The 23,909-nt window shown below is 70.2% G+C and carries 22 protein-coding genes; 11 read left to right on the plus strand and 11 right to left on the minus strand.

The features are described from left to right. The 3 genes from ABD378_RS12850 to ABD378_RS12860 all read right to left on the minus strand — a co-directional run bounded on the left by ABD378_RS12850 (position 1) and on the right by ABD378_RS12860 (position 3,812). On the minus strand, positions 1–570 hold the full coding sequence (locus tag ABD378_RS12850; RefSeq protein WP_386544697.1) for a DUF2165 domain-containing protein: 570 nt from the start codon (positions 568–570) through the stop codon (positions 1–3). 51 nt (positions 571–621) lie between these two features. Then, entirely contained in the window at positions 622–1,311 is a 690-nt protein-coding gene (locus ABD378_RS12855) for a copper homeostasis protein CutC (protein ID WP_344520804.1), read from the minus strand. A 212-nt stretch (positions 1,312–1,523) separates the two neighbouring features. Continuing rightward, complete coding sequence (locus tag ABD378_RS12860; protein ID WP_344520805.1) at positions 1,524–3,812, minus strand: heavy metal translocating P-type ATPase; 2,289 nt, start codon at positions 3,810–3,812, stop codon at positions 1,524–1,526. Between the two features lie 212 nt (positions 3,813–4,024). Here ABD378_RS12860 and ABD378_RS12865 point away from each other — a divergent pair, with 212 nt between their 5' ends. Further along, entirely contained in the window at positions 4,025–5,038 is a 1,014-nt protein-coding gene (locus tag ABD378_RS12865; protein WP_344520806.1) for a hypothetical protein, read from the plus strand. 3 nt (positions 5,039–5,041) lie between these two features. Here the strand turns inward: ABD378_RS12865 and ABD378_RS12870 are convergent, their stop codons facing one another. From ABD378_RS12870 to bagB, 5 genes are all read right to left on the minus strand, one after another. Next, positions 5,042–5,359 (minus strand): response regulator transcription factor, encoded by a 318-nt coding sequence (locus tag ABD378_RS12870; protein WP_344520808.1) that lies wholly within the window; start codon positions 5,357–5,359, stop codon positions 5,042–5,044. A 21-nt stretch (positions 5,360–5,380) separates the two neighbouring features. After that, positions 5,381–6,151 carry a hypothetical protein gene (locus tag ABD378_RS12875; protein ID WP_344520809.1) on the minus strand — a complete coding sequence of 257 codons (771 nt, stop codon included), beginning with the start codon at positions 6,149–6,151 and terminating at the stop codon, positions 5,381–5,383. 125 nt (positions 6,152–6,276) lie between these two features. Beyond that, positions 6,277–6,612 (minus strand): SAV_915 family protein, encoded by a 336-nt coding sequence (locus tag ABD378_RS12880; protein WP_344520811.1) that lies wholly within the window; start codon positions 6,610–6,612, stop codon positions 6,277–6,279. Positions 6,613–6,616: 4 nt separating this feature from the next. Further along, positions 6,617–7,723, minus strand: coding sequence for a bagremycin/ferroverdin biosynthesis 3,4-AHBA synthase BagC/FevH (gene bagC / locus ABD378_RS12885; RefSeq protein WP_344520812.1), 1,107 nt, complete (start codon positions 7,721–7,723; stop codon positions 6,617–6,619). A 28-nt stretch (positions 7,724–7,751) separates the two neighbouring features. After that, on the minus strand, positions 7,752–8,525 hold the full coding sequence (gene bagB / locus ABD378_RS12890; protein ID WP_344520814.1) for a bagremycin/ferroverdin biosynthesis DhnA-type aldolase BagB/FevI: 774 nt from the start codon (positions 8,523–8,525) through the stop codon (positions 7,752–7,754). Between the two features lie 166 nt (positions 8,526–8,691). Between bagB and bagA the strand changes: the two genes are divergently transcribed. The 7 genes from bagA to bagI all read left to right on the plus strand — a co-directional run bounded on the left by bagA (position 8,692) and on the right by bagI (position 16,846). Continuing rightward, a complete protein-coding gene (bagA, locus tag ABD378_RS12895; RefSeq protein WP_344520870.1) occupies positions 8,692–10,281 on the plus strand; it encodes a bagremycin/ferroverdin biosynthesis tyrosine ammonia-lyase BagA/FevW in 1,590 nt (529 codons plus the stop codon). Next, positions 10,278–11,636, plus strand: coding sequence for a bagremycin/ferroverdin synthetase BagE/FevW (gene bagE / locus ABD378_RS12900; protein ID WP_344520816.1), 1,359 nt, complete (start codon positions 10,278–10,280; stop codon positions 11,634–11,636). Before bagA ends, bagE begins: the two co-directional genes overlap by 4 nt. 3 nt (positions 11,637–11,639) lie before the next feature. Then, positions 11,640–12,674: a phospho-2-dehydro-3-deoxyheptonate aldolase BagF/FevY gene (gene bagF, locus ABD378_RS12905; protein WP_344520818.1), complete on the plus strand. Its 1,035-nt coding sequence runs from the start codon at positions 11,640–11,642 to the stop codon at positions 12,672–12,674. 213 nt (positions 12,675–12,887) lie between these two features. Further along, positions 12,888–14,264, plus strand: a complete 1,377-nt coding sequence (gene bagG / locus ABD378_RS12910; RefSeq protein WP_344520820.1) for a bagremycin/ferroverdin biosynthesis FAD-dependent oxygenase BagG/FevA2 — start codon at positions 12,888–12,890, stop codon at positions 14,262–14,264. A 94-nt stretch (positions 14,265–14,358) separates the two neighbouring features. Beyond that, positions 14,359–14,733, plus strand: a complete 375-nt coding sequence (gene bagZ, locus ABD378_RS12915) for a bagremycin/ferroverdin biosynthesis copper chaperon BagZ/FevE (RefSeq protein WP_344520822.1) — start codon at positions 14,359–14,361, stop codon at positions 14,731–14,733. A gap of 42 nt (positions 14,734–14,775) precedes the next feature. After that, positions 14,776–15,699 carry a bagremycin/ferroverdin biosynthesis o-aminophenol oxidase BagH/FevF gene (bagH, locus tag ABD378_RS12920; RefSeq protein ID WP_344520823.1) on the plus strand — a complete coding sequence of 308 codons (924 nt, stop codon included), beginning with the start codon at positions 14,776–14,778 and terminating at the stop codon, positions 15,697–15,699. A 160-nt stretch (positions 15,700–15,859) separates the two neighbouring features. Then, positions 15,860–16,846, plus strand: a complete 987-nt coding sequence (gene bagI, locus ABD378_RS12925) for an AfsR/SARP family transcriptional regulator BagI/FevR (RefSeq protein WP_344520824.1) — start codon at positions 15,860–15,862, stop codon at positions 16,844–16,846. Positions 16,847–17,050: 204 nt separating this feature from the next. Here bagI and bagJ read toward each other — a convergent pair whose 3' ends face one another. From bagJ to bagL, 3 genes are all read right to left on the minus strand, one after another. Then, a complete protein-coding gene (gene bagJ / locus ABD378_RS12930; RefSeq protein WP_344520826.1) occupies positions 17,051–18,409 on the minus strand; it encodes a bagremycin/ferroverdin transporter BagJ/FevB in 1,359 nt (452 codons plus the stop codon). A 54-nt stretch (positions 18,410–18,463) separates the two neighbouring features. After that, complete coding sequence (gene bagK / locus ABD378_RS12935) at positions 18,464–19,828, minus strand: bagremycin/ferroverdin biosynthesis FAD-dependent oxygenase BagK/FevA1 (RefSeq protein WP_344520827.1); 1,365 nt, start codon at positions 19,826–19,828, stop codon at positions 18,464–18,466. 115 nt (positions 19,829–19,943) lie between these two features. After that, positions 19,944–20,414 (minus strand): MarR family transcriptional regulator BagL/FevM, encoded by a 471-nt coding sequence (gene bagL, locus ABD378_RS12940; RefSeq protein ID WP_344520828.1) that lies wholly within the window; start codon positions 20,412–20,414, stop codon positions 19,944–19,946. A 60-nt stretch (positions 20,415–20,474) separates the two neighbouring features. Here bagL and bagM point away from each other — a divergent pair, with 60 nt between their 5' ends. The 3 genes from bagM (at position 20,475) to ABD378_RS12955 (ending at position 23,888) form a co-directional block, all read left to right on the plus strand. Then, on the plus strand, positions 20,475–21,134 hold the full coding sequence (gene bagM / locus ABD378_RS12945) for a bagremycin/ferroverdin biosynthesis UbiX family decarboxylase BagM/FevK (protein WP_344520830.1): 660 nt from the start codon (positions 20,475–20,477) through the stop codon (positions 21,132–21,134). After that, a complete protein-coding gene (gene bagN / locus ABD378_RS12950; protein ID WP_344520831.1) occupies positions 21,131–22,648 on the plus strand; it encodes a bagremycin/ferroverdin biosynthesis UbiD family decarboxylase BagN/FevL in 1,518 nt (505 codons plus the stop codon). The genes bagM and bagN overlap by 4 nt, the downstream gene beginning before the upstream one ends. 154 nt (positions 22,649–22,802) lie before the next feature. Beyond that, positions 22,803–23,888, plus strand: a complete 1,086-nt coding sequence (locus ABD378_RS12955) for a prephenate dehydrogenase (RefSeq protein WP_344520832.1) — start codon at positions 22,803–22,805, stop codon at positions 23,886–23,888. Positions 23,889–23,909: the final 21 nt, after the last annotated feature.

Here is a 23,909-nt window from a genome sequence, read left to right on the forward strand (position 1 = left end):
TCATGACCCGCTTCCCTTGGGGCCGTCCGCCGGAGCGCCGGCGGACGGCAGATGCGTGACGATCAGCACGATGCCCGCGAGCGTCACGACGCGCGTGGCCGCGTCCAGGCCGTTCCAGTCCTCCGACTGCCACATGGCGAACCATTCGCCGCCGATCCCGATGAAGCCCGCCCCGAACAGGACGAGGACCATCAACAGGCCGATCGTGCCCGCCCGTCGGGCTCGGCGCAGCCCCTGGGGGCGGCGCAGCGCCCCGGCCCACAGGGCCGTCGCCGTGAGGAGGATCAGCGCGGCCAGGGTCTCCCAGACGATGATCCCGACGTACGCGGTGTCCTGCAGCGCCGTGGAGCCCACCGCGCGCCACATCAGGTCGTCGTCCTTGAAGGTGGTGTCCATCGCGAGGACATGGCGTACGAACTGCTGGTTGGTGTCGAAGTCGGTGATGTTCCCGAACGCGACGAGTGTGATGTAGAGCGCCACCGTCCCGGTGAGCAGCGTCGCGGCGACGGGCAGTGCCCCGGCCGCGAGCATCCGCTCCGCGGGACGCGTCTTGTCTGCTGATGTCGGCATGAAGTTCCCTCCCTGTCCGCCCAGTTGTATCGCGTCCCGCACGGAATCCGATCAGGCGTCCACCGCTGCCCGCCACCGGGCGACGGCCGCGGCACAGACCGGCGCCGACCAGCCGTCGGGGCGCGAGGCCCCGCCGATGTGGAACGCGTCGACGCCCGCGGCCTTGAGCCGCGGGAGGTGGTCGAGGCTGAGGCCGCCGCCCACCAGGATCTGCTGCTCGTAGCCGGGTTCGCCCGACCGCGCCGCCTCGGCGAGCAGCGTGGGCATGCCGTCGTCCACGCCCGCCGCCGCGCCCGCGGTGAGGTAGGTGTCCAGGCCGGGCAGGTCCGCGAGCTGCTTGCGCAGGGCGTCGCGGTCGGGGGTCCTGTCGATGGCCCGGTGGAACGTCCAGCGGCAGCCGTCGAGCGCGCCCACCACGGCCTCCACCGCGGCCAGGTCGGGGCCGCCCGTCTCGTCGAGGAAGCCCAGTACGAACTCGTCGGCGCCCGCGCCCCGCAGCTCGTGGGCGCGGCGTACGAGAGCGGTCACGTCGCCCGCGGCGAAGCCGTCCGCGAGGCGCAGCATCACGCGCAGGGAGATGTCCACGGCGGCGCGGATCTCGGCAAAGGTCTCGCGGGACGGGGTCAGGCCGTCCGCGGCCATGTCGGTGACCAGCTCGAGGCGGTCAGCGCCTCCGGCCTGGGCGGCGACGGCGTCCTCGGCGTCGAGGGCGATCACCTCCAGGACTGCACGCTTGCTCATGGATGTCTTCCTTCGGGTCCGGGGCCGCGGGGGGGGGCGGGCGACGCGGGAGTCTTCGACGCGGAAGTCTCCGTAGCCGCCACACATAGGTCTAGTCCAATTACCCAGCCTACGCGCAGATCACCCCGGCGCGACCCAAGCGCACCGGGGTGATCGTAAAGACATGTACACGTCGACCTTGCCGAAGGTTAAGGCCGGCGGCCCCTCGCCGTTCAGCTCAGCGGCTTGAACCCCCTCAGGCGCAGGCTGTTGCCGACCACGAAGACCGAGGAGAACGCCATCGCCGCGCCAGCGATCATCGGGTTCAGGAGACCGGCCGCGGCCAGCGGCAGCGCGCCCACGTTGTAGGCGAAGGCCCAGAACAGGTTCGACTTGATCGTGCCGAGCGTCTTGCGGGAGAGGCGGATGGCGTCCGCCGCCGCTCGCAGGTCTCCTCGTACGAGCGTCAGGTCGCCCGCCTCGATCGCGGCGTCCGTGCCCGTGCCCATCGCAAGACCCAGGTCGGCCTGGGCGAGCGCGGCCGCGTCGTTCACGCCGTCGCCGACCATCGCCACGCTCCGGCCCTCCGCCTGGAGCCGCTTCACCACGTCCACCTTGTCCTGCGGCATGACCTCCGCGATCACGTCATCGGGGGCGATGCCCACCTCGGCGGCCACCGACGCCGCGACCGCCTTGTTGTCGCCGGTCAGGAGTATGGGGGTGAGGCCCAGGGCACGCAGGCGGCGGATCGCCTCCGGGCTGGTGTCCTTCACCGCGTCGGCCACCTCCAGGACCGCGCGCGCCTCGCCGTCCCAGGCGACCGCGATGGCCGTACGCCCTGCCGCCTCGGCCTCCGCCTTCGCCCGCTCCAGTTCCACGGGCAGCTCGATCGCCCACTCGGCGAGCAGCTGGGTGCGGCCGACCAGGACCGCGTGGCCCTCGACGATGCCCTGGACGCCGAGACCCGCCACGTTCGCGAAGTCCTCGGGGGTGGGCAGCGTGCCGACCCGCCCGGTCGCTCCGGCGGCTACCGCCTGGGCGATGGGGTGCTCCGAGGAGTGCTCCAACGCGCCTGCCAGGCGCAGTACTTCGGCCTCGCTCGCGCCGTCCGCGACGTGCGTGGCGAGCAGGGTCATCTTGCCGGTGGTGACGGTGCCCGTCTTGTCCAGGACGATCGTGTCGACCTTGCGGGTCGTCTCCAGGACCTCCGGGCCCTTGATCAGGATGCCGAGCTGGGCGCCGCGCCCAGTGCCGACCATGAGGGCGGTCGGGGTCGCGAGCCCCAGGGCGCAGGGGCAGGCGATGATCAGCACGGCGACCGCGGCGGTGAAGGCTGCCGTCAGACCGGAGCCGCTGCCGAGCCAGAAGCCGAGGGTGGCGACGGCGAGCGCGATGACGATCGGCACGAAGACCGCCGAGATCCTGTCGGCGAGGCGCTGGGCCGCCGCCTTGCCGTTCTGCGCGTCCTCGACGAGCTTGGCCATGCGGGCGAGTTGGGTGTCCGCGCCGACGCGGGTGGCTTCGACGACCAGGCGTCCGCCCACGTTCAGCGTGGCTCCGGTGACCGCGTCGCCCTTGGCGACCTCGACCGGCACGGACTCGCCCGTGAGCATGGAGGCGTCGACGGCCGACGATCCCTCGACGACCTTGCCGTCGGTGGCGATCTTCTCGCCGGGGCGGACCAGGAAGCGGTCACCGGTCTTCAAGTCGCTTACGGGGATGGTCTCTTCACGGCCACCGCCCGCACCGTCACGGATGACCGTGACGTCCTTGGCGCCCAGCTGGAGCAGCGCCTTCAGGGCGGCGCCCGCCTTGCGCTTGGAGCGGGCCTCGAAGTACCGCCCCGCCAGGATGAAGGCCGTGACGCCCGCCGCGGCCTCCAGATAGATGTTCCCGGCGCCGTCCGTGCGGGAGATGGTCAGCTCGAAGGGGTGCGTCATGCCGGGCGTGCCGGCCGTCCCGAAGAACAGCGCCCACAGCGACCAGATGAACGCGGCCGACGTGCCGACCGAGATCAGCGTGTCCATCGTGGCCGCGCCGTGCCGGGCGTTCGTGTACGCGGCCTTGTGGAAGGGCCAGGCCGCGTACGTCACGACCGGCGCGGCCAGGGTCAGCGAGAGCCACTGCCAGTACTCGAACTGCAGGGCCGGGATCATCGCCATCGCGACGACGGGCAGGGAGAGCAGGACGGCGGTGATCAACCGCTCGCGCAGGGGCCGCAGTTCGTCGTCGGCCTGCCGCTCTTCGCCGTCCGGGTCCGGCTCCGCGCGGGCCGGGGCGGGCTCCTGCGCGGTGTAGCCGGTGGCCTCGACGGTGGCGATCAGGTCCTGGACGGCGATGTCCTCGCCGCGGTAGCTGACCTTGGCCTTCTCGGTGGCGTAGTTGACGGTCGCCTCGACGCCGTCCATGCGGTTGAGCTTCTTCTCGATCCGGGCGGCGCACGAGGCGCAGGTCATGCCACCGATGGCGAGCTCTACTTCTGCGGTGGCGGCCACCTCGGTGATGCCTGGTGTGGTGGACATGTCTGCGGGCTCCTCGTGACGGGGGCGGGACTGCCGGGGATCGAGGTACCCGGGGTGGGTACCGCTGACGAGATCCATATATACCCCTAGGGGGTACTGAACGCAAGGGGCGACCTCGGCTTGACTTCATACCCCTAGGGGGTATCGTCGGGTGCATGAGGAGCCGCCGATAGGCCCGCTCCACCCGCTTCATTCGCCTCTGGGGAGCCGTCATGAACACCGGAATGAAGATCACCGCCTTCACCGCGGCCGTCGCCGCGACCTTCGGCACCGCGTACGGAGTGGGCCAGGGCATCGGCCCCGTGACCTCGGAGAAGAAGCCCGCGAGCGAGCACGGCGTGCACGCGGGCGACGGCGAGAAGGAGAAAGGGAAGGAGAAGGAGAAGGAGAAGCCAGGAGGTGCGGAGGCCGACGGCACGGCGCAAGCGGACACCGTCCCCGGCGGCCTGCAGATCTCCGAGCGCGGCTACACCCTCGACCTCAAGACCTCCCGCATCGACGCCGAGAAGCGCGAGGAGCTGCGGTTCACGGTCGTCAAGGACGGCGCGGGCAAGGACGGCAGGGGCGAGAACGTCACGGCGTACGAGAAGGAGCACGACAAGGAGCTGCACCTCATCGTCGCCTCACAGGACTTGACGACCTACCGCCACCTGCACCCGGCCCGCGCGGCCGACGGCACCTGGTCGACACCGGTCGAGCTCCCGGAGGCGGGCGGTTACCGCGTCTTCGCCGACTTCAAGCCCGAGGGCGCGAAGGAGGGCCTGACCCTGGGGGCGGACCTCGCGGTGGCGGGGAAGTACGGGCCGAAGGCGCTTCCCGAGGCCAGCACGAAAGCGTCGGTCGACGGCTACGAGGTCAGCGTCAAGGGCGAGTTGAAGCCGGGGAAGGCCGCCGACCTGACCCTGGACGTGGAGAAGAACGGCAAGCCGGTCACCGACCTCCAGCCCTACCTCGGCTCCTACGGCCACCTGGTCGCCCTGCGCTCCGGCGACCTCGCCTACCTCCACGTGCACCCGACCGGCGAACCCGGCGACGGCAGGACGGAACCGGGCCCCGGTGTCACCTTCGCGGCGACGGCACCGAGCCAGGGTGCGTACCGCCTGTTCCTCGACTTCAAGCACGAGGGGAAGGTGCGGACGGCGGCGTTCACGGTGCATGCGGGAGGCGCGGGCGAAGCCGCCCCCGAGGACGGCGGCGGCGCCGAGTCCGGCGAGCACCAGCACTAGCGCCTACGACGCCCGTCGGCCGGTGGCCTCGGCGGAGAGCGGCTCGTAGTACTCGGTGAACAGGTTGCCCACCAGTTCACCCCGGCTGGACACGCCGAGCTTCTCGAAGATCGCCTTGATGTGGTCGCGCACGGTGTGCGGCGACAGATGGAGTTCCTCGGAGATCCCGCTGGTGGACAGGCCGCGCGCCACGCACTGCGTGACCTCCAACTCCCGCTCGGACAACTCGTACGCCTCCATGATGAGCGGCGTGACGTCGGAGATCGGAGCGCGTTCGATGATGACCGCGGAGACACCCAGCCGTCCGTCGGCTCCCCGCATGCAGGATGCGTGGCAGACCAGCTACCGGCCCGTCCGGCTGCGCATCCTGATCCGCGCGGTGTCGCCGCCGTGCTTCTCCGCGATGGCCCTGGCCCGCATCGCGGTGCCGTGCACCCACAGCGGTATGCGGATGCCGAGAGCGATGACCGATGCGGGGCCCTCGGGCATCTCCTCCAGATAGCGCCGGGCCTCGTCGTTGGCCGAGACGAGGGCACCACCGGCGTCGAAGAGCAGAAGCCCGGTGCCGGTCAGGCCGCCGTCGGAGGATCCGGGACGGTACTTGGCGAACGACCTCAGCCGGCGGGCGATCGGTGTGCCGAGCTCCTCGATGAACCTGCGCTCGCCGCTGCTGAAGGCGGCCCGCCCCTTCTCGCGGAACAGGCTGATGTAGCCGTGCGGCCGCCCGTCCACCCGCAGGACGGCCCGCAACTCGTCGTGCACCCCGCGCGGTTCCAGAAAGCCCCGGTAGAGAGCGCTGCGGTCCGGCTCGCCCCCGGTGCTCTCCCACAGGCTCGCCACCGGTACCGGAGCCCGCGCGAGGTCGCGGAACAGATTGATCTTCTCCGTGAACAGTTCGTACTGCCAGTAGACGGCGCAGCTGTGATCCTCGATGTTCTCCGCGAGGATCGGCGACGTGATCATCCCGGTCTCCGGGTCCGTGGCGCGCCAGACTGCCGCGTCGTACGGAACCGCCCTGCGCAGCTGCGTCGCGAGCGTGCTGAACATCGTGTGCGGGCTGTCCGCCCGGCCCGCACGTGAGATGAGTTCGTCGCGGCCGATCCCAGTAGGCATGCTGCGGCACTCCGTTCCGGGGGGCGTCTACGGATGATGAGGCAAGCCTTACTTGCGCCCAACCACGGCACACAGTACGTCACTTGACGGTCCACACCCTGTGACGGCGGCCACTGCGGCCGCCGTCACCACACCTCGTCCGGCAGCCACTGCGCGTGCCGCCGCACTCCGGCCAGGACGGGCCCTTCCTCGGGGAAGTCCACCCTTGGCATCTCCGGTCCGACGTAGAGCGGATCGATCCGGACGTTCTTGATGCCAAGCGGCCGGAGCAGCGCCAGGAGGGCGGGTCGGGAGAGCCGGATCCACCGCTGGGTGGAGCCCAGCGCCGCGTGGAGCCGTTCCTCGCCGGTGAAGGCGAGACCGACCCGCTCCTGCCCGGCGCCCGGATGGGCCGTCCGGACGGCGGCGAACGCACCGCCGACGGCATTGCCCCGTACCGGGACGAACAGGAGCGTGTCCACTACGTCACGTCTCGAGGCAGAACTCGTCGAGCGGGTAGCCGACGTGCCGGTCCTCCGTCGGCAGGTAGCCGAGCACCTTGTCGCCGGGCTTGAGTTCGGTGCTGTTGAGCACCGCGCCGCCCGGGCCGAGCACCCGCACGTGCCAGTCGTCCTGCAGGATCAGGTTGACCTCGCGGCCGTCCGACGAGACGGCGTTCACCGAGATCAGCGGCCTGGTCTCGATCTTGACCCGGCCGACGGTGACGAGCCGGGTACGGCCCTCGACGTCGGCGGCCACGATCTTGCTGCCGGCCTTGAGCTCGCTGAGGTAGTTGGTGCGCCCGTCCTTGGACAGCGTGTACGAGTGGATGGCTCCGGCGTTCACCCGGAACGGACGGGTCGGCATGTACGGCAGCGGGTGAGTCTCGCTGACGCACAGGATCATGCCCTTGGAGTGCGACCCGACCAGGATGCCCTCGTCCTTGCCGAAGTAGGTGCAGGTGTCGATGCAGGCCCGCTCGCCCATGCCGACGTGCTCGGTGCTGACGACCTCGAGTTCGGCCAGGGCGAGGTCGGGGGTCTCGGCGTTCACCACGGTCTTCAGGGCCGTCGCGTCGCCGACCTTGCGCGGCGCCATCATGACGCCGTCGGAGCCGTGTTCGAGCACCCCGAAGATGATCTCGGCCTCCTCGACGTCGGCCGCCACCGTGATCAGGCTGCCCCTGGCCGCGGCGGACGCCGCGATGACTATCTCCAGCGGAATCTTGGTGGGGTCGCGGAACAGCAGCAGGCTCCACCTCTCGGTGCGCGCCGACTGGCAGGCGTCCTCCAGCGTCTGGGCGTCGACGATCTCCACGAACCGGCCGAACTCCACCTCCGGGTGTTCAAGTGCCAGTTCGGCGGGGGTCGTTCCGTGGAACGCGGGGTCCACGATGACCACCGTGGCCTCGCCGAAGTCCTCCGGAAGGGACTTGCCGCGAGGGAACAGCACCTTGGTGACGGTCGGCGGCAGGCCCTCGAGTTCTGCCGGGTCCGCGGCGACGATACCGTCGAGGCGCTGGTGCAGCGCCTCCTGGACGATGGCGTTCCTGGCCTCGGCGAGGTCCCGGATGTCCAGCCAACTGAGCTTCATTGCGTAGGGCTCCTAGAGGTCCTAGAGGTCACTCACTGTGGATGAGGTCGGCCAATTTCGCGGCCATGACGCCCGGGTCGGGCGCCTCGAAGACGTTGCGTCCCATGGCCACGCCCGCGACGCCCGCGCTCAGCGCCTCGGAGACATGGGCCAGGACCTGGCCCTCGTCGTCGTTGCGCGGGCCACCGACGGTGATGACGGGGATGGGCGCGCCGGCGGTGATCTCCTTCATCTCCGCGACCGAGCCGACGTACGGGGTCTTCACCAGGTCGGCGCCGAGATCGGCGGCCAGTGTCACCGCGTGCGCCACAAGGGCCGGGTCGCGCGGATCGCTGATCTTGGGACCGCGCGGGTACACCATCGCGAGCAGCGGGACGTTCCACCGGTCGCAGGCCTCGGCGACCGCGGCCATGTCGGAGATCTGCCGCTGCTCGCCGTCCGATCCCAGATTGACGTGCACGCTCACCGCGTCCGCGCCGAGGCGCAGGCTCTCCTCGACGCCGGCCACGAGGTACTTGGCGTCCGGGTCGGTGGCGTGCACGGTGCTTGCGCTCAGGTGGACGATGAGTGCGGTACTGCCGAACCACGCGGGGTCGACGTGCCGGAGGCTGCCCTTGTGCAGGACGATCGCGTCCACCTTGTTGGTGGCCAACTGGCCCACGAGCGAGTCGAGTCCAGCGCCGCCGGTGATCGGTCCCAGGCTCACCGAATGGTCCAGCGGCACGATCAGCAGCCGATCGGAATCGTTTCGGTAGAGGCGCCGCAGGCGGAGTTGCCTGCCGAACGCGCCGTTGGAGATCATGGGATTTCCTCTTTCTCCGTGCCGGTCTTGAATCAACCCTGAAGAGCGCGGGTATCTTCGGGATCTCGTCCGGATATCACGTGCCGCGCGGCCGGATATCGACGGGAAACATCAGCCGTCAAGACTCGTGGGCAACCGGTGAGAAAGGTGTCCACAAGTGACGACCATGAAGATTGACGGGCACGACCTGAGCATTGGCCAGGCCGTGGCCGCCGCGTCCCGCGAAGGTTCGGAATTCTCCGTCTCCGACGACGCGTTGCGGGCGATGAACGCTTCCAGGGACCTGAAGCTGGAGATCCTGAAGACCGGAAAGCCCATATACGGGGTGACGACTGGTTTCGGCGACAGCGTCAACCGGCAGATCTCGCCGGAGAAGACCGCGCGGCTGCAGAACGAACTGATCCGCTACCACCTGAACGGAACCGGCCCGCTGGCCTCCGACGAGGTCGTGCGCGCCACCCTGCTGATCCGCGCCAACTGCCTCGCCCGAGGCAATTCCGGTGTCAGCATCCCCGTCGTGGAGCGGCTCCTCGACTTCATCCGGCACGACGTACTGCCGACCATCCCCGAGCGCGGTTCGGTCGGCGCAAGCGGAGACCTCGTCCCGCTCTGCTACCTCGCGTACGCGCTGACGGGCCAGGGCAAAGTGCGCCATCGGGGCGAGATACGCCAGGCCGCGGACGTGCTGTCCGAGCTGGGTCTTGAGCCCGTGATGCTGGAGGCCAAGGACGGGCTCGCCCTGATCAACGGCACCTCCTTCAGCTCCGCGTTCGCCGTCCTGAACACCGAGGCGGCCGCCGAACTCGCCGAGGTGGCCGACATCTGCACCGCGCTGGCCAGCGAGGGCATGCTCGGCAACCGGGGCCACTACGCGCCGTTCATCCACGACGAGAAGCCGCACGACGGCCAGCGCGCGAGCGCCGCGCTCATCCACGAGCTGCTCGACGGTTCCGCTCTCGCGATGACGTACGACCAGGTCGTCGACCTCAACGGCCCCCTGGAGGGCCGGCATTACCAGAAGCTGACGCGCAGCATCCAGGACCGCTATTCGCTGCGCTGCGCCCCGCACGTCACCGGCGTGCTGCGGGACATGCTCGACTGGGTACGCCCGTGGATGACGGTGGAGATCAACTCCTCAAGCGACAACCCGCTCTTCGATCCGTCCACGGGCGCCGTGTACAGCGGCGGCAACTTCTACGGCGGCCATGTCGTCACCGCGATGGACTCGCTGAAGACGGCCGTCGCCGGGGTCGCCGACCTGCTCGACCGGCAGCTCGCGCTCCTGGTGGACGAGAAGTTCAACAACGGCCTCACGCCGAACCTGATCGCCCGCGTGGACGACGACGACACCGAGGCCGGGCTCCAGCACGGCTTCAAGGGGATGCAGATCGCGAGCTCGGCGCTCACCGCCGAGGCGCTCAAGCACGCGGGCCCGGCCAGCACGTTCTCCCGCTCGACCGAGGCGCACAACCAGGACAAGGTCAGCATGGCCCCCATCGCGGCACGCGACGCCCGCAACGTCATCGAGCTGACCCGCGAGGTCGCGGCCATCCACCTCCTCGCCGCCTGCCAGGCCGTCGAGCTGCGCGGCGTCGACGAGATGAGCCCCCGTACCAAGGCCGTGTACATGCGCGTCCGCAAGGAGGTCCCCTTCGCCGCGACGGACCGTCAGATGGACGGCGACATCACCGCGGTCGTCGAGATGATCTCCTCGGGCGAGCTCACCGAGGCCGCACGGGTCGGCTGCGTCATATGACCGTCTCCCTGAACACCGAGCCGACCGGCTCCGGGCCGACCACCACCGGGACGACTGCCACCGAGCCGACCGGCAGCGGGCTGCCGGCCATCGGGGACTGGGCGACCTTCGACGAACTGCGGGCGCGCCAGGACGAGCGGATCGCACCGGCGCTCCACCACGCCCGCAACTCGCCCTTCTACGAGAAGCGCCTGGAGCCCGGGCAGACCCTCTCCACGGTCGGCCTCACCGGGAAGTCGGACCTGCGCGACAGCTACCCCTTCGGCATGCTCGGGGTGGAGCGGGAGCGTCTTGCCACGTACCACGAGTCCAGCGGCAGCACCGGCAATCCCACCCCCGCCTACTTCACCGAGGCGGAATGGGCCGATCTGGCCGACCGGTTCGTCCGCAAGACCGTCCCGCTCGGTCCCCAGGACACCCTGCTCGTACGCATCCCCTACGGGCTCGTGCTCGCCGGGCACATGGCCCACTGGGCCGCCATGCGCAGCGGCGCGACCGTCGTCCCCGGCGACTGCCGCTCACTGGCGGTCCCGTACTCGCGGGTGGTGCGCCTCCTGCGCGATCTCGAGGTGACGCTGACCTGGTCCACGCCGAGCGAGAGCCTGCTCTGGGTGGCGGCGGCCAAGGCCGCCGGGCACCCCGCGGGCTCCTTCTCCTCCCTGCGGGCGCTGTACGTGGCGGGCGAGCCGATCAGCAACGCGCGCCGCCGCCGGATCGAGGAGCTCTGGGGCGCCCCGGTCATCGAGGAGTACGGCTGCACCGAGGTCGGCCCGCTGGCCGGCGACTGCCCGTACGGCCGGATGCACTTCTGGGCCGACCGGGTGCTGCCGGAGATCTACGACCCGCAGACCGGCGACATCACCGCCGAGGGCACCGGGCAACTGGTCATCACCCCGCTGTACCGCGAGGCGATGCCGCTGCTGCGCTACAACCTCGAGGACCTGGTGGACCTGCGGTACGAGGACTGCCCGTGCGGCTGGAAGCTGCCGACCGTGCGGGTCCTCGGCCGGCTCGGCCAGGGCTACACGGTCGGCGGGAGGCGTCTGGGGCAGATCCAGGTGGAGGAGCTCGTCTACCGGCTTCCGGCCTCGTGGGGCGTGCTGTTCTGGCGTGCCAGGGCCGAGCAGGACCGCCTTGTCGTCGAGATCGAGGTGCCGGGACCGGACGGCGGGGACGCCGCCGCGCTGCTCGCCGAGTCCGTCGAGGCCGAGTTGGGGGTGCGCTGCGCCGCGAGCGCGGTCCCCGAGGGCACGCTCGTGCCGAGCGCATTGCTGGCGGAGCAGCTCGACGCCATGAAACCGCGCAAGCTTTTCGGGCCCGACGAAGACTGGGGGCAGGCAATTGTCCGGGGTTGAAACATGGTGATCGTGATGGCGCCGCAGGCCACGGCGTCCGACCTCGCGGCGGTCGTCGCGCTGGTCGAGGCGGCGGGCGGCGAGGCGTTCGTCAGCCGCGGCATGAGCCGTACCGTCGTCGGACTGGTAGGCGACATCGACCAGTTCGGCCTGCTGAACCTCGGCGCGCTGCACGGGGTCGCCCAGGTGGTGCGGATCTCGGTGCCGTACAAGCTGGTCAGCAGGCAGAGCCACCCGGAACGTTCGGTGGTCCGGGTGGGCGGGGTGCCGATCGGCCCCGGCGCCCCGACGCTGATCGCGGGGCCCTGCGCGGTGGAGACACCGCAGCAGACGCTGCGGGCCGCGCTGATGGCGCGGGCGGCGGGCGCGACCCTCCTGCGGGGCGGCGCCTTCAAACCCCGGACCTCTCCTTACGCCTTCCAGGGCCTGGGAGAGGCGGGGTTGAAGATCCTCGCCGACGTGCGCGAGGAGACCGGTCTCCCCGTCGTCACCGAGGTGGTCGACGCCCACGACGTCGCACTGGTCGCCTCCTACGCCGACATGCTGCAGATCGGCACCCGCAACGCGCAGAACTTCGCGCTGCTGCAAGCCGTCGGTGACGTGGGCAAGCCCGTCATGCTCAAGCGGGGGATGTCAGGGACCATCGAGGAGTGGCTCATGGCCGCCGAGTACGTCGCGCAGCGCGGCAACCTCGACATCGTGCTGTGCGAGCGCGGGATCCGGACGTTCGAGACCGCCACGCGCAACACCCTGGACATCGCCGCCGTGCCCATCGTCCAGGAGTTGTCGCACCTTCCCGTCATCGTCGACCCGTCCCACTCGGGCGGGCGGCGCGACCTCGTCCTGCCGCTCACCAGGGCGGCGCTCGCGGTCGGCGCCGACGGGGTGATCATCGACGTACATCCGGACCCCGGGACCGCTCTGTGCGACGGACCCCAGGCGCTCGTCCACGAGGACATGGAGGAACTCGGGGCGGTGATGCGCGGCGAATCGGTGCGGCAGGGCCGGATGTTCGACGGCTTCGTCCCCTCGCCGTGACGGGAGTTCACCTCAAGAGCAGTACCTTGCACGGCCGAGGGCCCGGCCGGGGCAGGCGTGGCGCACCAACAGCCGCGTCTCCCCGGGCCGGGCCCTGACCGCGTCCTGCCGGCCCGGCCGCCACATCCGCCTCAAACGGGGGATGGGCCCCGGTCCCCGCCGTTGGCAGAGTCCTCGCATCCCGACAATCAACCGGGTCCGGGAGGACTGAGGATGACGACAGGCAAGAGCATCGCGCGGCCGGCGATGACCGAACTCTCCGAACGGCTCCAGGGGCAGGTGCTGCGGCCGAGGGACGACGGCTTCGCGCTGGAGCTCGACGGGTTCAATCCGATCTCCGAGCACTCCCCGGACCTGATCGCGATGGTCACCGGGACCGCGGACGTGCGCGAGGCCGTCGCCTTCGCCGCCGGTCGGGGGCTGCCGATATCCGTCCAGGCCACCGGCCACGGCCCGTCCGCCGCCGCGGACGGCGGGCTCCTGATCAGCACGCGCCGGTTCCGGGGCGTGAGCATCGACCCCGTCACGAGGACCGCCAGGGTCGAGGGCGGTACCCAGTGGTACGAGGTGATCCAGGCGGCCGCGCAGTACGGCCTCGCCCCGCTCAGCGGATCCTCCCCGCTCACCGGGGTGATCGGGTACACCATCGGCGGCGGGCTCGGGCTGATGGCGCGCAGATACGGATATGCCGCGGACCGGGTGACCGCCCTCGAGATCGTCACCGCCGACGGGGAGTCGCACCGGGCCACCCCGCACCATGACACCGACCTGTTCTGGGCCGTGCGCGGCGGCAAGGGCAACTTCGGCGTCGTCACCGCCGTCGAGTTCGAGCTGATGCCGGTGTCGCGGCTCTACGGAGGCGGGCTGTTCTTCCCGGGCGAGGCGTCCGCGGACGTGCTGCACGCGTGGCGCGCGTGGACCGCTTCCGTGCCGGAGGACCTGACCTCCTCGCTGGCGCTGCTGCGGATGCCGGACATCGAGGCGATCCCGCCGTTCCTGCGCGGCAGGCTGACCGTGCACGTCCGAATCGCCTACCTGGGCTCCGCCGATGACGGGGACCGGCTGGTCGCGCCGCTGCGCGCGGCGGGTCCGCTGGTCGTCGACACCCTGGCCGAGATGCCGTACACGAGGTCCGGGGAGATCCACAACGACCCGACCGAGCCGATTCCGTACAGCGAGCGGTCGATGATGCTCCGGGTCCTTGACGAGGCCGCGGTGGACGGGCTGCTCGATCTCGCGGGGCCGGGAGCCGACTGCATCGATCTGGCCGTCGAGCTGCGGCAGTTGGGCGGCGCGGTCGGCCGGCCGCCTCAGGTGCCCAACGCCGTGGACCACCGGGACGCGGCGTTCGCGCTCTCGACCCTCTCGCTGCCCGACGACCGTCCCCCGCTGGTGGTGGACGGCATGGCGGCGTGGGGCACGGGGCGCCGCTACCTCAACTTCCTGTCCAGCCCGGACACCGCGGATCTCGCCGAGAGCGGGTACGAACCGGCCACTTACGCCCGGCTTGCCGAGATCAAGGCGGCGGCCGATCCGGCCAACCTCTTCCGGTTCAACCACAACATCGCGCCACGCCCGCTGCCCGCCTGACGGGCCTTCGCGATATCCCGCCGATACGCGCCGCTGGAAGGCTGGGCGGGGAGATTAACCACTGACCCATCAGTTGTCAATCGGGAGGACGTCAATGAAACGACGTGACGTGATGAAGGGGATGGCGGGCACCGCCGCGGTCGCGGCGGTGCCGATCGCTGTCATGCAAGCGGGCAACAGCTGGGTCGCCGCGCACGACGGCGGAGACGACCCGGCCAAGGACCAGGCGGCCGACGGGCCGCGGGATCTGTACACCGAGAAGTACAAGGGCCGCACGATCACCGTGTCCAACTCCGCGGAAACGGTGCACATAGACGACAAGCCGTTGCACCTCATGAAGTTGGGCGACGGCGCCTACCTCAGCGCGATGTGCCACTACCGCATCGAGTCCACCCCGCTGGCCGCCGGCCGCCAGGCCGTCGACGAGCTGCGCGGGGCGAACCTGCTCCCCTCCACCCACCACGCCTGATCCGGCTCCGAGAGACCGAGAGATCGAGAGAGAAGAGACCTCATGGTTCCCGTCCGGAAGAACCATCTCAACATGACCGCCACGGAGAAGAGACGCTTCATCCGCGCGGTGCGCAGGGTGAAGGAACTCGGCGTCTACGACGAGTTGGTCCGCATACACATCCAGATCAACTCGGGCGACTACCTGGACAAGGACGGCGGCGTCGGCAAACGCTGGGGCCATATGAGCCCGGGCCTTTTCCCGTGGCACCGCCAGTACCTGCTGCTCCTCGAAAGGGCGCTCCAGCAGGTCGACCCCAGCGTCACCATCCCCTACTGGGACTGGACCAAGGACCAGAGCCTGGACTCGCCGCTGTGGTCCGACACCTTCATGGGCGGCAACGGCCGGCCCGGTGACCGCAAGGTCATGACCGGCCCGTTCGCCCGCTGCAACGGGTGGAAGCTCAACGTCAGCGTGGTGCCGGTCGGCGATGAACATCCGGCGTTCAACGGCCACTACACGGCGGACGACCGGGACTACCTCGTCCGCGACATAGGCACCGTGAACCCCGCCCTGCCCACGGTCAAGGAGCTTGAGGACACCCTCGCGCTCACGACGTACGACACCCCGCCCTACAACTACACCTCCGGCTACGGGTCCGAGACGCAGTCCCTGCGCAACCACCTGGAGGGATACGCGAAGTTCCCCTGGGAGGAGAACCTCGGCAAGCTGCACGGCGCCGGCCACACGTGGATGGGCGGCCACATGCTGTACATCGGGTCGCCGAACGACCCCATCTTCTTCATGCACCACTGCTTCATAGACAGGCTCTGGTCGATCTGGCAGAAGACGCATCCGGACGTCCCGCACTACCTCCCGCTGACCGAGCACCCGGATGTCCCGTCGCTGGATACGAAGCTCGCGCCCTGGTACTCAATGTCCCCCGCGGACCTACTGGATCACACAAAGTTCTACACCTACCAATAAGAGGCCCGCAGCGCCGAAGGGTGACCTACTGTTCGAAAGTTCTGCCGCAGCACCAACGTAGTTGCCATCGACATTTGCGTGATGCCGATGGCAACTACGTTGATGTAGTAGACGTGTCTGTAGTTTATTTATGCACATCATTACTGGGGGGTAATTGAATATGCGGGATGACTACGTTTTCCGAATACTTGGCCCGCTGCTCGTGACGAACGGCGACGAGCAGATTGAAATCAACGGAATCCGAAGGCAGAAGTTACTGGCGGCGCTGCTTCTCCAGACGAACCAAGTGGTCAGTCTCAACCGGCTTGTCGACGCGATGTGGGACGAGAAACCACCCGCGTCCGCCCATGGACAGATTCGCATCTGCGTTTCCGGCCTTCGCCGGCTGCTCAGGGGGCGCGAACACGACAGCGTGATCGAGACGCACCCCTCCTGCTACCGGATCAGGGTGAGCGACGACGACGCGCTCGACCTCTTCAAGTTCGAGAAACTCGTCGCCCAGGGGCGGGCCATGGTCCGCGACAACCGCCTTGAGCGCGCCGAAGGCCTGCTGAAGTCCGCGCTCGCGCTGTGGCGCGGCCCGGTCGCGGCCGGACTCGACAGCCGTGCGCTGTCCTCGCTCGTCATCAAGCTCAACGAAGACCGGCTGACGGTGCGCGAGGAGTACTTCGACGTAGCGCTGAGGCTGGACAGGCACCAGCAGATCATCGGCGACCTGACCGGCTTCGTCGCCGAGAACCCTTTTCGCGAACACGCCTGCGCCCAGCTGATGCTGGCGCTGTACCACTCGGGTCGTCAGGCCGACGCCCTCGAGACCTTCCGCACCGTCAGGATGCGGTTCTCCGAGGACCTCGGCATCGAACCGGCGCGGGACCTGCATGTCCTGCACCAGTCGATCCTGGTCGGCGAACTCGCGCCCACCCAGCACGACCTCTCCGCGCCGTGGCCCGCTCGCTCTCACGCGCACAAGGGCCGCGCGGCCGGTGGTGCCCTGCTCTCACGGACCCCGCCGAGCACCGGCACCGTCATGCCCGACCCGTTGGAGCAACTGCGCCTGGAGAACGACCTGCTCCGGATCGAGCGCGACGGTCTCCGGAAGATCCTGTCGTTGTGGCTGAACTCGAGCGAGAGCAACCCGGGAGCCTGAGGCGCCCTTCGACGGGCCTGCCCGCCCCTCTCCCTCTCGCCCCCTCGCCCCTTCGCCACGGCGTTCACAAGACGCCTCTCACACCGCTCCCCCTGGATGTCACACAGGACAATCCAGGGGGAGCTGCCGACCGGGGCCGGTGGAGCCGGTGGAGCCGGTGGAGCCGGTGGAGCCGGTGGGCCAGTAGAACCGGTGGTGCCTGGATCAGGCTTCCTGCTGTGCCTGCGCGGGCGGGAGCAGCAGGGCGATCAGACCGGCGAGCAGCGGGAGCACCGCGACGACGGCGAGTGCGCTGGTGAGGTCCATGTGCTCGGAGAGCGTTCCCGCGGTGGCGGAGCCGATGCCGCCGCCGACGAAGAAGAGAAGGTTGAGCACCCCCATCGCGCCACCGCGCTGAGCGGGTTCGAGGCGGCTGGAGAGCACGGCGGTGGTGAGCACCTGAGTGGCCGCGAACGTCGCCATGCCCATGGACGTACCGATCAGCATCACGATGATGCCGCCCTCGACGACACCGACGATCCCGAGGAAGACCGCGGAGGTCACGGCGGCCCCGGCCAGCAGCAGGCTGCCGCCCTTGCTGGTGGTGAGCTTGCTGGCCAGCCGCGCGAACACCGCGCCGACGACCGCGCCGGGCAGGAGCCAGGCCCCGATCTCGAACACGTCCCAGCCGTACTTCATGGTGAGGATCTGCGGCACCGCGTACATCGACGCGAACATCCCGGCGTAACCGCCGAGCCCGACCAGAGCCGCGATCAGGAAGGTGCGGTCGGTGGCGAGTTGCCGCGGTACGAAGCCGTCGGGCCGCTTGCCGATGTGCATCACAAGGCCCACCGCCGACAGCACCAGAAGCGCCGCCAACCCGATCACGAGCGGGGTGGCGAGGTCGAGTGAGGATGCCTGGATGAGCAGCAGGATCGAGGTCGCGCCCGTGCCGAGGAGGATCCCGCCGTACAGGTCGACGGCCTTGCCGAAGCCGGGGCGGGTGGCCGCGAGTTCCAGGCAGAAGGGCACCACCAGGAGCGAGAGCGCCGGCAGCACGAGGGTGAGCCGCCAGTGCATCCAGTCCGTCACCATCCCTCCCATGAGGGTGGCGGTGGAGGAGAAGAGCGCCATGGACGCCCCGAAGATCCCGAGGATCTTGGCGCGTTGGGCGGGCGCCGCCGCGGACGCGAGCGTGAGTGCGCTGGACGTGATGGCGCCCGATCCCGCCGCCTGGACGAACCGGCCCGCGATCAGGGTGCCGAAGTTGGGGGCGATCAGGCACAGCACCGCACCGACGGCCAGGAACATGGACCCGGCGAGGAGCGTGTTGCGCACACCCCACTTCTCCGAGAGCCGCCCGAAGAAGGCGGTGCCGACGCCGAGCGCCAGGGCGTGCGCCGTCAGCACCCAGCCCGCGACGGCCGGACGTACCTCCATCGCCTGGGCGACATCGGGCAACGCCACGCCCGCTGCCGTCACTCCGAAGATCACGGGGCCGAAGAGCGCCCCTAGCCTGAGCCCGGTCAAACCCGCACCGGATGCGTTCTGCGGCGGGGCGAGCACCGCGCTGTTGGTCGTCATCGAGACGTTTCCCTTCCAGATTCTGTTGTGTGCCGGATCGGCTTCTTCGGGGGGTCAGGAGCTCTTCACGCGCGGCGGAATGTTGTGGTTGAACCGGAAGAGGTTCTCGGGGTCGTACCGGGCCTTGATCTCGCCGAGACGCGCGTAGGTGGCGGGGGTGTAGCCCCGCTCGGCCGACCGGGCCGTCTCAGGACCGGCGAGGAAGTTGAGATAGCTGCGGCCCGTCCCCCAGGGCGCCATTCCGTCCACGACGTGGTCCGGGCGTCCGCCGGGCAGCCCGAGCGTGGACAGGCAGAACGCGGCCTCACGGTGGTCGACCGCGCTCGCCACCGAAGGCGGTCGGCTGAGCGCACCGCCCATGTGCCGCAGCTCGACCATGATGTCCGTGCAGTCGCTTCCTGGGCCCGCGAGGGAAAGCAGGTCATCGGCGGCGCCCTGGCCCAACTCGCGCAGCATGGTGGAGCGTTCGTCGTAAGGGATGGGGAAGGTCGGGTCGTTGTGGATGTCCGCGAAACGCGTGTACGGCATCTCCGCGAGCGTGTCCACGAGCGTCGGCGCGATCTTCCGCAGCGGGCCTGCCAGCCGTTCCCCTTCGTCGCCCGGTCCCAGGTGAGCGATGCGGACGTGCACCACCAGCTTGCCCCGCAGGAACGCGGGGATCGGCTCCATGTCCGGCATCCGCAGCAGCGCGAGCGAGGAGGCCGTCCGCTCCGGAACCGACTCGGTCCACGACCGCCAGGCGTGCAGGACATCGGCGGCCGACTCACCGGGGAAGAACAGCCCGCCGCCGTAGAACCGGGTCACCGGAACGAGCCCGAACTCGATGGCGGTGACCACTCCGAAGTTGCCCTTGCCGCCGCGCAGCGCCCAGAAGAGGTCCGGGTTCTGCTGCGCGGTGGCGGTGCGCGAGCATCCGTCGGGCGTGACGACTTCCACCGCGGTGACGTGGTCGGCGGCGAAACCGTACGCACGGGACAGCAGCGCGAGACCGCCGCCCAGGGTGTAGCCGACCACCCCCACCAGCGGCGATGAGCCGTTGAGCGGGGCGAGCCCGTGACCGGCGGCCGCCTCGACGACCTGCTGCCACTGCACGCCGGCTTCCGCCCGTGCGGTCCTGGCGACGGGGTCGATCGTCACGCCGGTCATCCGGCGGGTGTTGATGAGCAGTCCGGCGCCATCGGCGGCGCGCGAGGGGCCGTGGCCGGTCGCCTGGACCGCGGTCGGCATTCCGGTCTCTGCGGCGAAGGTGACGGCCTTGCGCACCTCCGCCGCGTCCCGGACGCCGACGACTATCGCGGGCCGGTGCTGCACGACCTGGTTGAACCCCGCGACCTCGGCCGCGTATCCGTCGTCCGCGGGCCCCAGTGCCGGGCCGGACAGACGTCCGGCGAGCTCCCGCACCGTTGCGGATCTGTACATGTGTCAGCCCTCCAAGACGAACCCACTCGGGTCGCTGATGACACTTCCAGCGGCGGTCCCGGGGGCCCATCCCTCTATTGAGGGGAGGTGAGCCTTAGTTGAGGGGAGACGGGGGTCAGCGGCCCGGACCCTCGGATTCCGGCCGCTGCACCGTCATGTCGCCCAAGACACGGAGCATCTCGACCAGTTGCCGCAGCCGGCGCTCGCCCAGCAGGTCCTCCACCCGCGCGTGCAGCTGACCGGCCTCGTCGACCGCCGCGGTCAGATCCCGGCGGCCGGTGTCGGTGAGGGCCACGATGCGGCGCCTGCGATTCGCCGGGTCCATCTCCTTGGTCACCAGGCCACGCGCCTCCAGGCGGTCGAGCAGCACCGTGAGCGTGGAACGGTCGACCGCGGCCAGGGCTCCCAGCGCGGACTGGTCCAGGCTGCCGTGGTCGTCCAGGGCGAGCAGCACGGCGAACTGAGGACTGGTCAGGTCGGGCAGCCGCTGCTGCCACAGCGCCGTCCATGCCTGCCCGGCTCGGCGCAGCTGATGTGGCAGCGCCTCTTCCAGTTGTGGCCGTGGACGGGGGCTTGTGTTCGTCATGACGGTCAGTATATTCAGTACTCAGATATTCCGTACACGGAAGGTTAGGGGTGGGGCTCGATGCGGCTGATCGTGGGAATGACCGGCGCCACAGGCGCGGTACTTGGCGTTCGACTGCTCACCGAGCTGCGCGGCAACCCGCAGGTGGAGACGCACTTGGTGCTCAGCCGCTGGGCGCGCGCCACGGTGGAGCTCGAGACCGGGCTGAGCGCGCGCGAGGTGGCCGCCCTCGCGGATGTCAGCTACTCGCCCGACGACCAGGGAGCGGCGATCTCCTCCGGCTCCTTCCCCGTCGACGGCATGGTCATCGTCCCGTGCAGCATGAAGACGCTGGCCGGCATCCGGACCGGGTACGCGGACGGGCTCCTTGCCCGCGCCGCCGACGTCACGCTCAAGGAGCGGCGCCGATTGGTCCTGGTGCCACGGGAAACCCCGCTCAGCGAGATCCATCTGGAGAACATGCTGGCCCTCGCGCGCATGGGCGCCTCGATCGTGCCGCCGATGCCCGCCTTCTACAACCGGCCCGGCTCGGTCGACGACATCGTCGACCACATCGTCGCCCGGGTCCTCGACCAGTTGGGGATCGAGGTCGCGGGAGCCCGGCGCTGGGACGGCTTTCCGCGGCCCGCGACCGCCGGCCCGCCCGGCCCGCCCGGCCCCGCGACCGACGCCCCACCGGTACGCCACAACGGCACGAAGCAGAGGAGCACCCGTTCATGACCGGCCCCGCACCCACCACCGAGCCCAGCGCCACACCCACCCCCGCGACCCGGTTCAACGACCTCCGCGGCTACATCGACGCGCTGGAGGCCTTGGGCGACCTCAAGCGCGTCAAGCGGACGGTGAGCGCCGACCTGGAGGCCGCCGCGGTGAGCCGCCTCTCCTGCGAACTCCAGTCACCGGCCCCGCTGTTCGAGAGCGTGGCGGGCGTCGCACCCGGTTTCCGGCTGTTCGGCGCGCCCGCGGCGCTCAGCGCCGCCGCCGGCAAGCCGCTGGCCCGCGTCGCCATGTCCGTCGGGCTGCCCGCGGGGGCCACCGCGGCCGAGCTGGTCGAGCACCTGGCCCGCACCCGCCACGCGGCGCCCGTGCCACCCCGGCTCGTCACCCGCGACGAAGCCCCCTGCAAGCAGAACGTGCTCCTCGGCGACGACGCCACCCTCGACCGTTTCCCGGTGCCCCAGGTCCACGAGTTCGACGGCGGACGCTATGCCAACACCTGGGGGATCATCGTCGCCAGAACCCCCGACGGCCGGTGGACCAACTGGTCCATCGCCCGGATCATGCTGATCGACGGCAAGCACATGACCGGCCTGGTGATACCGGCACAGCACATCGGCATGATCTGGCAGGAATGGGTCAAGATCGGCAAGCCGATGCCGTACGCGCTGGTCCAGGGCGGGGACCCGGCGGTCCCGTTCGTCGGGGGCATTCCGCTGCCGCCGGGAGTCGACGAGGCCGGTTACGTCGGGGCGCTGTACGGCGAGCCGGTCGACGTCGTGCGCTGCGAGACGGTGGACCTTGAGGTGCCCGCCGGCGCGGAGATCGTCATAGAGGGGCACCTGTCCGTCGGCCGCGACGCGCGGGAAGGCCCCTTCGGCGAGTTCGCCGGCTACGCCTCCACCGAGACCTCGATGCAGCCGGTGTACACGGTCGAGGCCATCACCCACCGGGACGACCCCATCTGGCCGCTGGTGGCCGAGGGCAGGCCGGTGGACGAGTTCCACACCGTCACCGGCGTCGGCCAGGCGGCCGAGGTCCTCGCGGAGCTGCGCGATGCCGGTCTGCCGGTCACCACCGCCTGGTCACCGCTGCGCGCCGCGTCGCACTGGATGGTGGTCACCGTCCCGCAGGACTGGCGGGAGCGGCTGCCCGGAGTCGAATCGGCCGAACTCACCCACCGGATCGGCGAAGTGCTCGCCGCATCCCACTCGGGCCGTGCCACGGCGGCCACCTTCGTCCTGGACGACGACATCGACCCGGCCGACGACACCGACCTGTTGTGGGCGCTTGCCACCCGGATCCACCCCCTGGACCGCGCGGAGGCGTCGTACGGCTTCGTCCACCCCCTGCTGAACTGCTACACCCACGAGGAGCGCGCCGCCCAGTCCGGCCCCATCGTCTTCCACGACGGGCTCCTGCCCGCCCAGGACGAAGGCCGCCTCCTGCACAGCTCCTTCGCCCAGGCCTACCCGGAGCGGATCCGCCGCCAGGTCCTCGACCACTGGGACGACTGACGCGGGCCCGGCGGACCTCGACCGGGAACCACCACCCGTACACCGACGGCCCCGCAGGCAGGGCCCTCCACACCTGGACGGAGCACGTGAACACTGAGCAGCAGTACGACGGGCATGACGCCATACCCCACGTCGTCCGCGAGGAAGTCGCCCGGTGAGGACGGCCCTTGTCATAGGAGCAGGCCTGATCGGCACATCAGCGGCCCTGACCCTCGCCGGACGCGGCATCACCGTCCATCTGGCCGACCACGACCCGGACAGGGCGCGGACGGCGGCGGCCCTTGGCGCGGGCAGTGACGAGCCGCCGCCCGGCCGCGTCGACCTCGCGATCGTCGCCGTACCGCCCGCGCACACCGCCCCCGTGCTCGCCGACGCCATGCGCGCGGGGATCGCGCGCGGCTATCTCGACGTCGCGAGCGTCAAGGCCGGCCCCCGGCGCGATCTTGAGGACCTGGGCATCGACCTCAGCTCGTACATCGGTACGCACCCGATGGCGGGCAAGGAGAGTTCGGGCCCGCTCGCGGCGACCGCCGATCTCTTCGAGGGCCGCCCCTGGGTGCTCACCCCGGCGCCGGACACCGACACCGGTGTACTGAATCTCGCCCTCGAACTGGTCGCGCTCTGCCGCGCCGTGCCCGTGGTCATGGACGCCGCCGCCCACGACCTGGCCGTCGCCCTCGTCTCGCACACCCCCCAACTGATCTCATCCATGGTCGCCGCACGCCTTGAGGACGCCGACGAGACGGTCGTACGGCTCTGTGGCCAGGGCATCCGCGACGTCACCCGGATCGCGGCGTCCGACCCCAGGATGTGGACCGAGATCCTGTCGGCGAACCCGGGCCCCGTCGCCGACGTGCTCGAGGGCGTGGCCACCGACCTCGACGAGACCGTCGCCTCGCTGCGGGCCCTCCAGTCCGCCGACGAGGCCAAGCGGCGCGGCGGCGCGGCGGGCATCGCGGACGTCCTGCGCCGGGGCAACACGGGCCGGGTGCGGGTGCCCGGCAAACACGGCGAGGCCCCCGCCGCGTACGAGACGGTGGCGGTCCTCATCAGCGACCAGCCGGGAGAACTGGCACGGATCTTCGCGGACGCCGGACGTGCGGGGGTCAACATCGAGGACGTACGGATCGACCACGCGACCGGGCAGCAGGCGGGCCTCGTGCAGCTCATGGTGGGGCCCACGGCGGCCACCGCCCTGAGCGCCGCCCTCAGCGAACGCGGCTGGTCGATCCGCCGGTGACGACGGGCCGCGCCGCGGCGG

The sequence above is a fragment of the Streptomyces rectiviolaceus genome (assembly GCF_039533825.1).
Classification (GTDB): domain Bacteria; phylum Actinomycetota; class Actinomycetes; order Streptomycetales; family Streptomycetaceae; genus Streptomyces; species Streptomyces rectiviolaceus.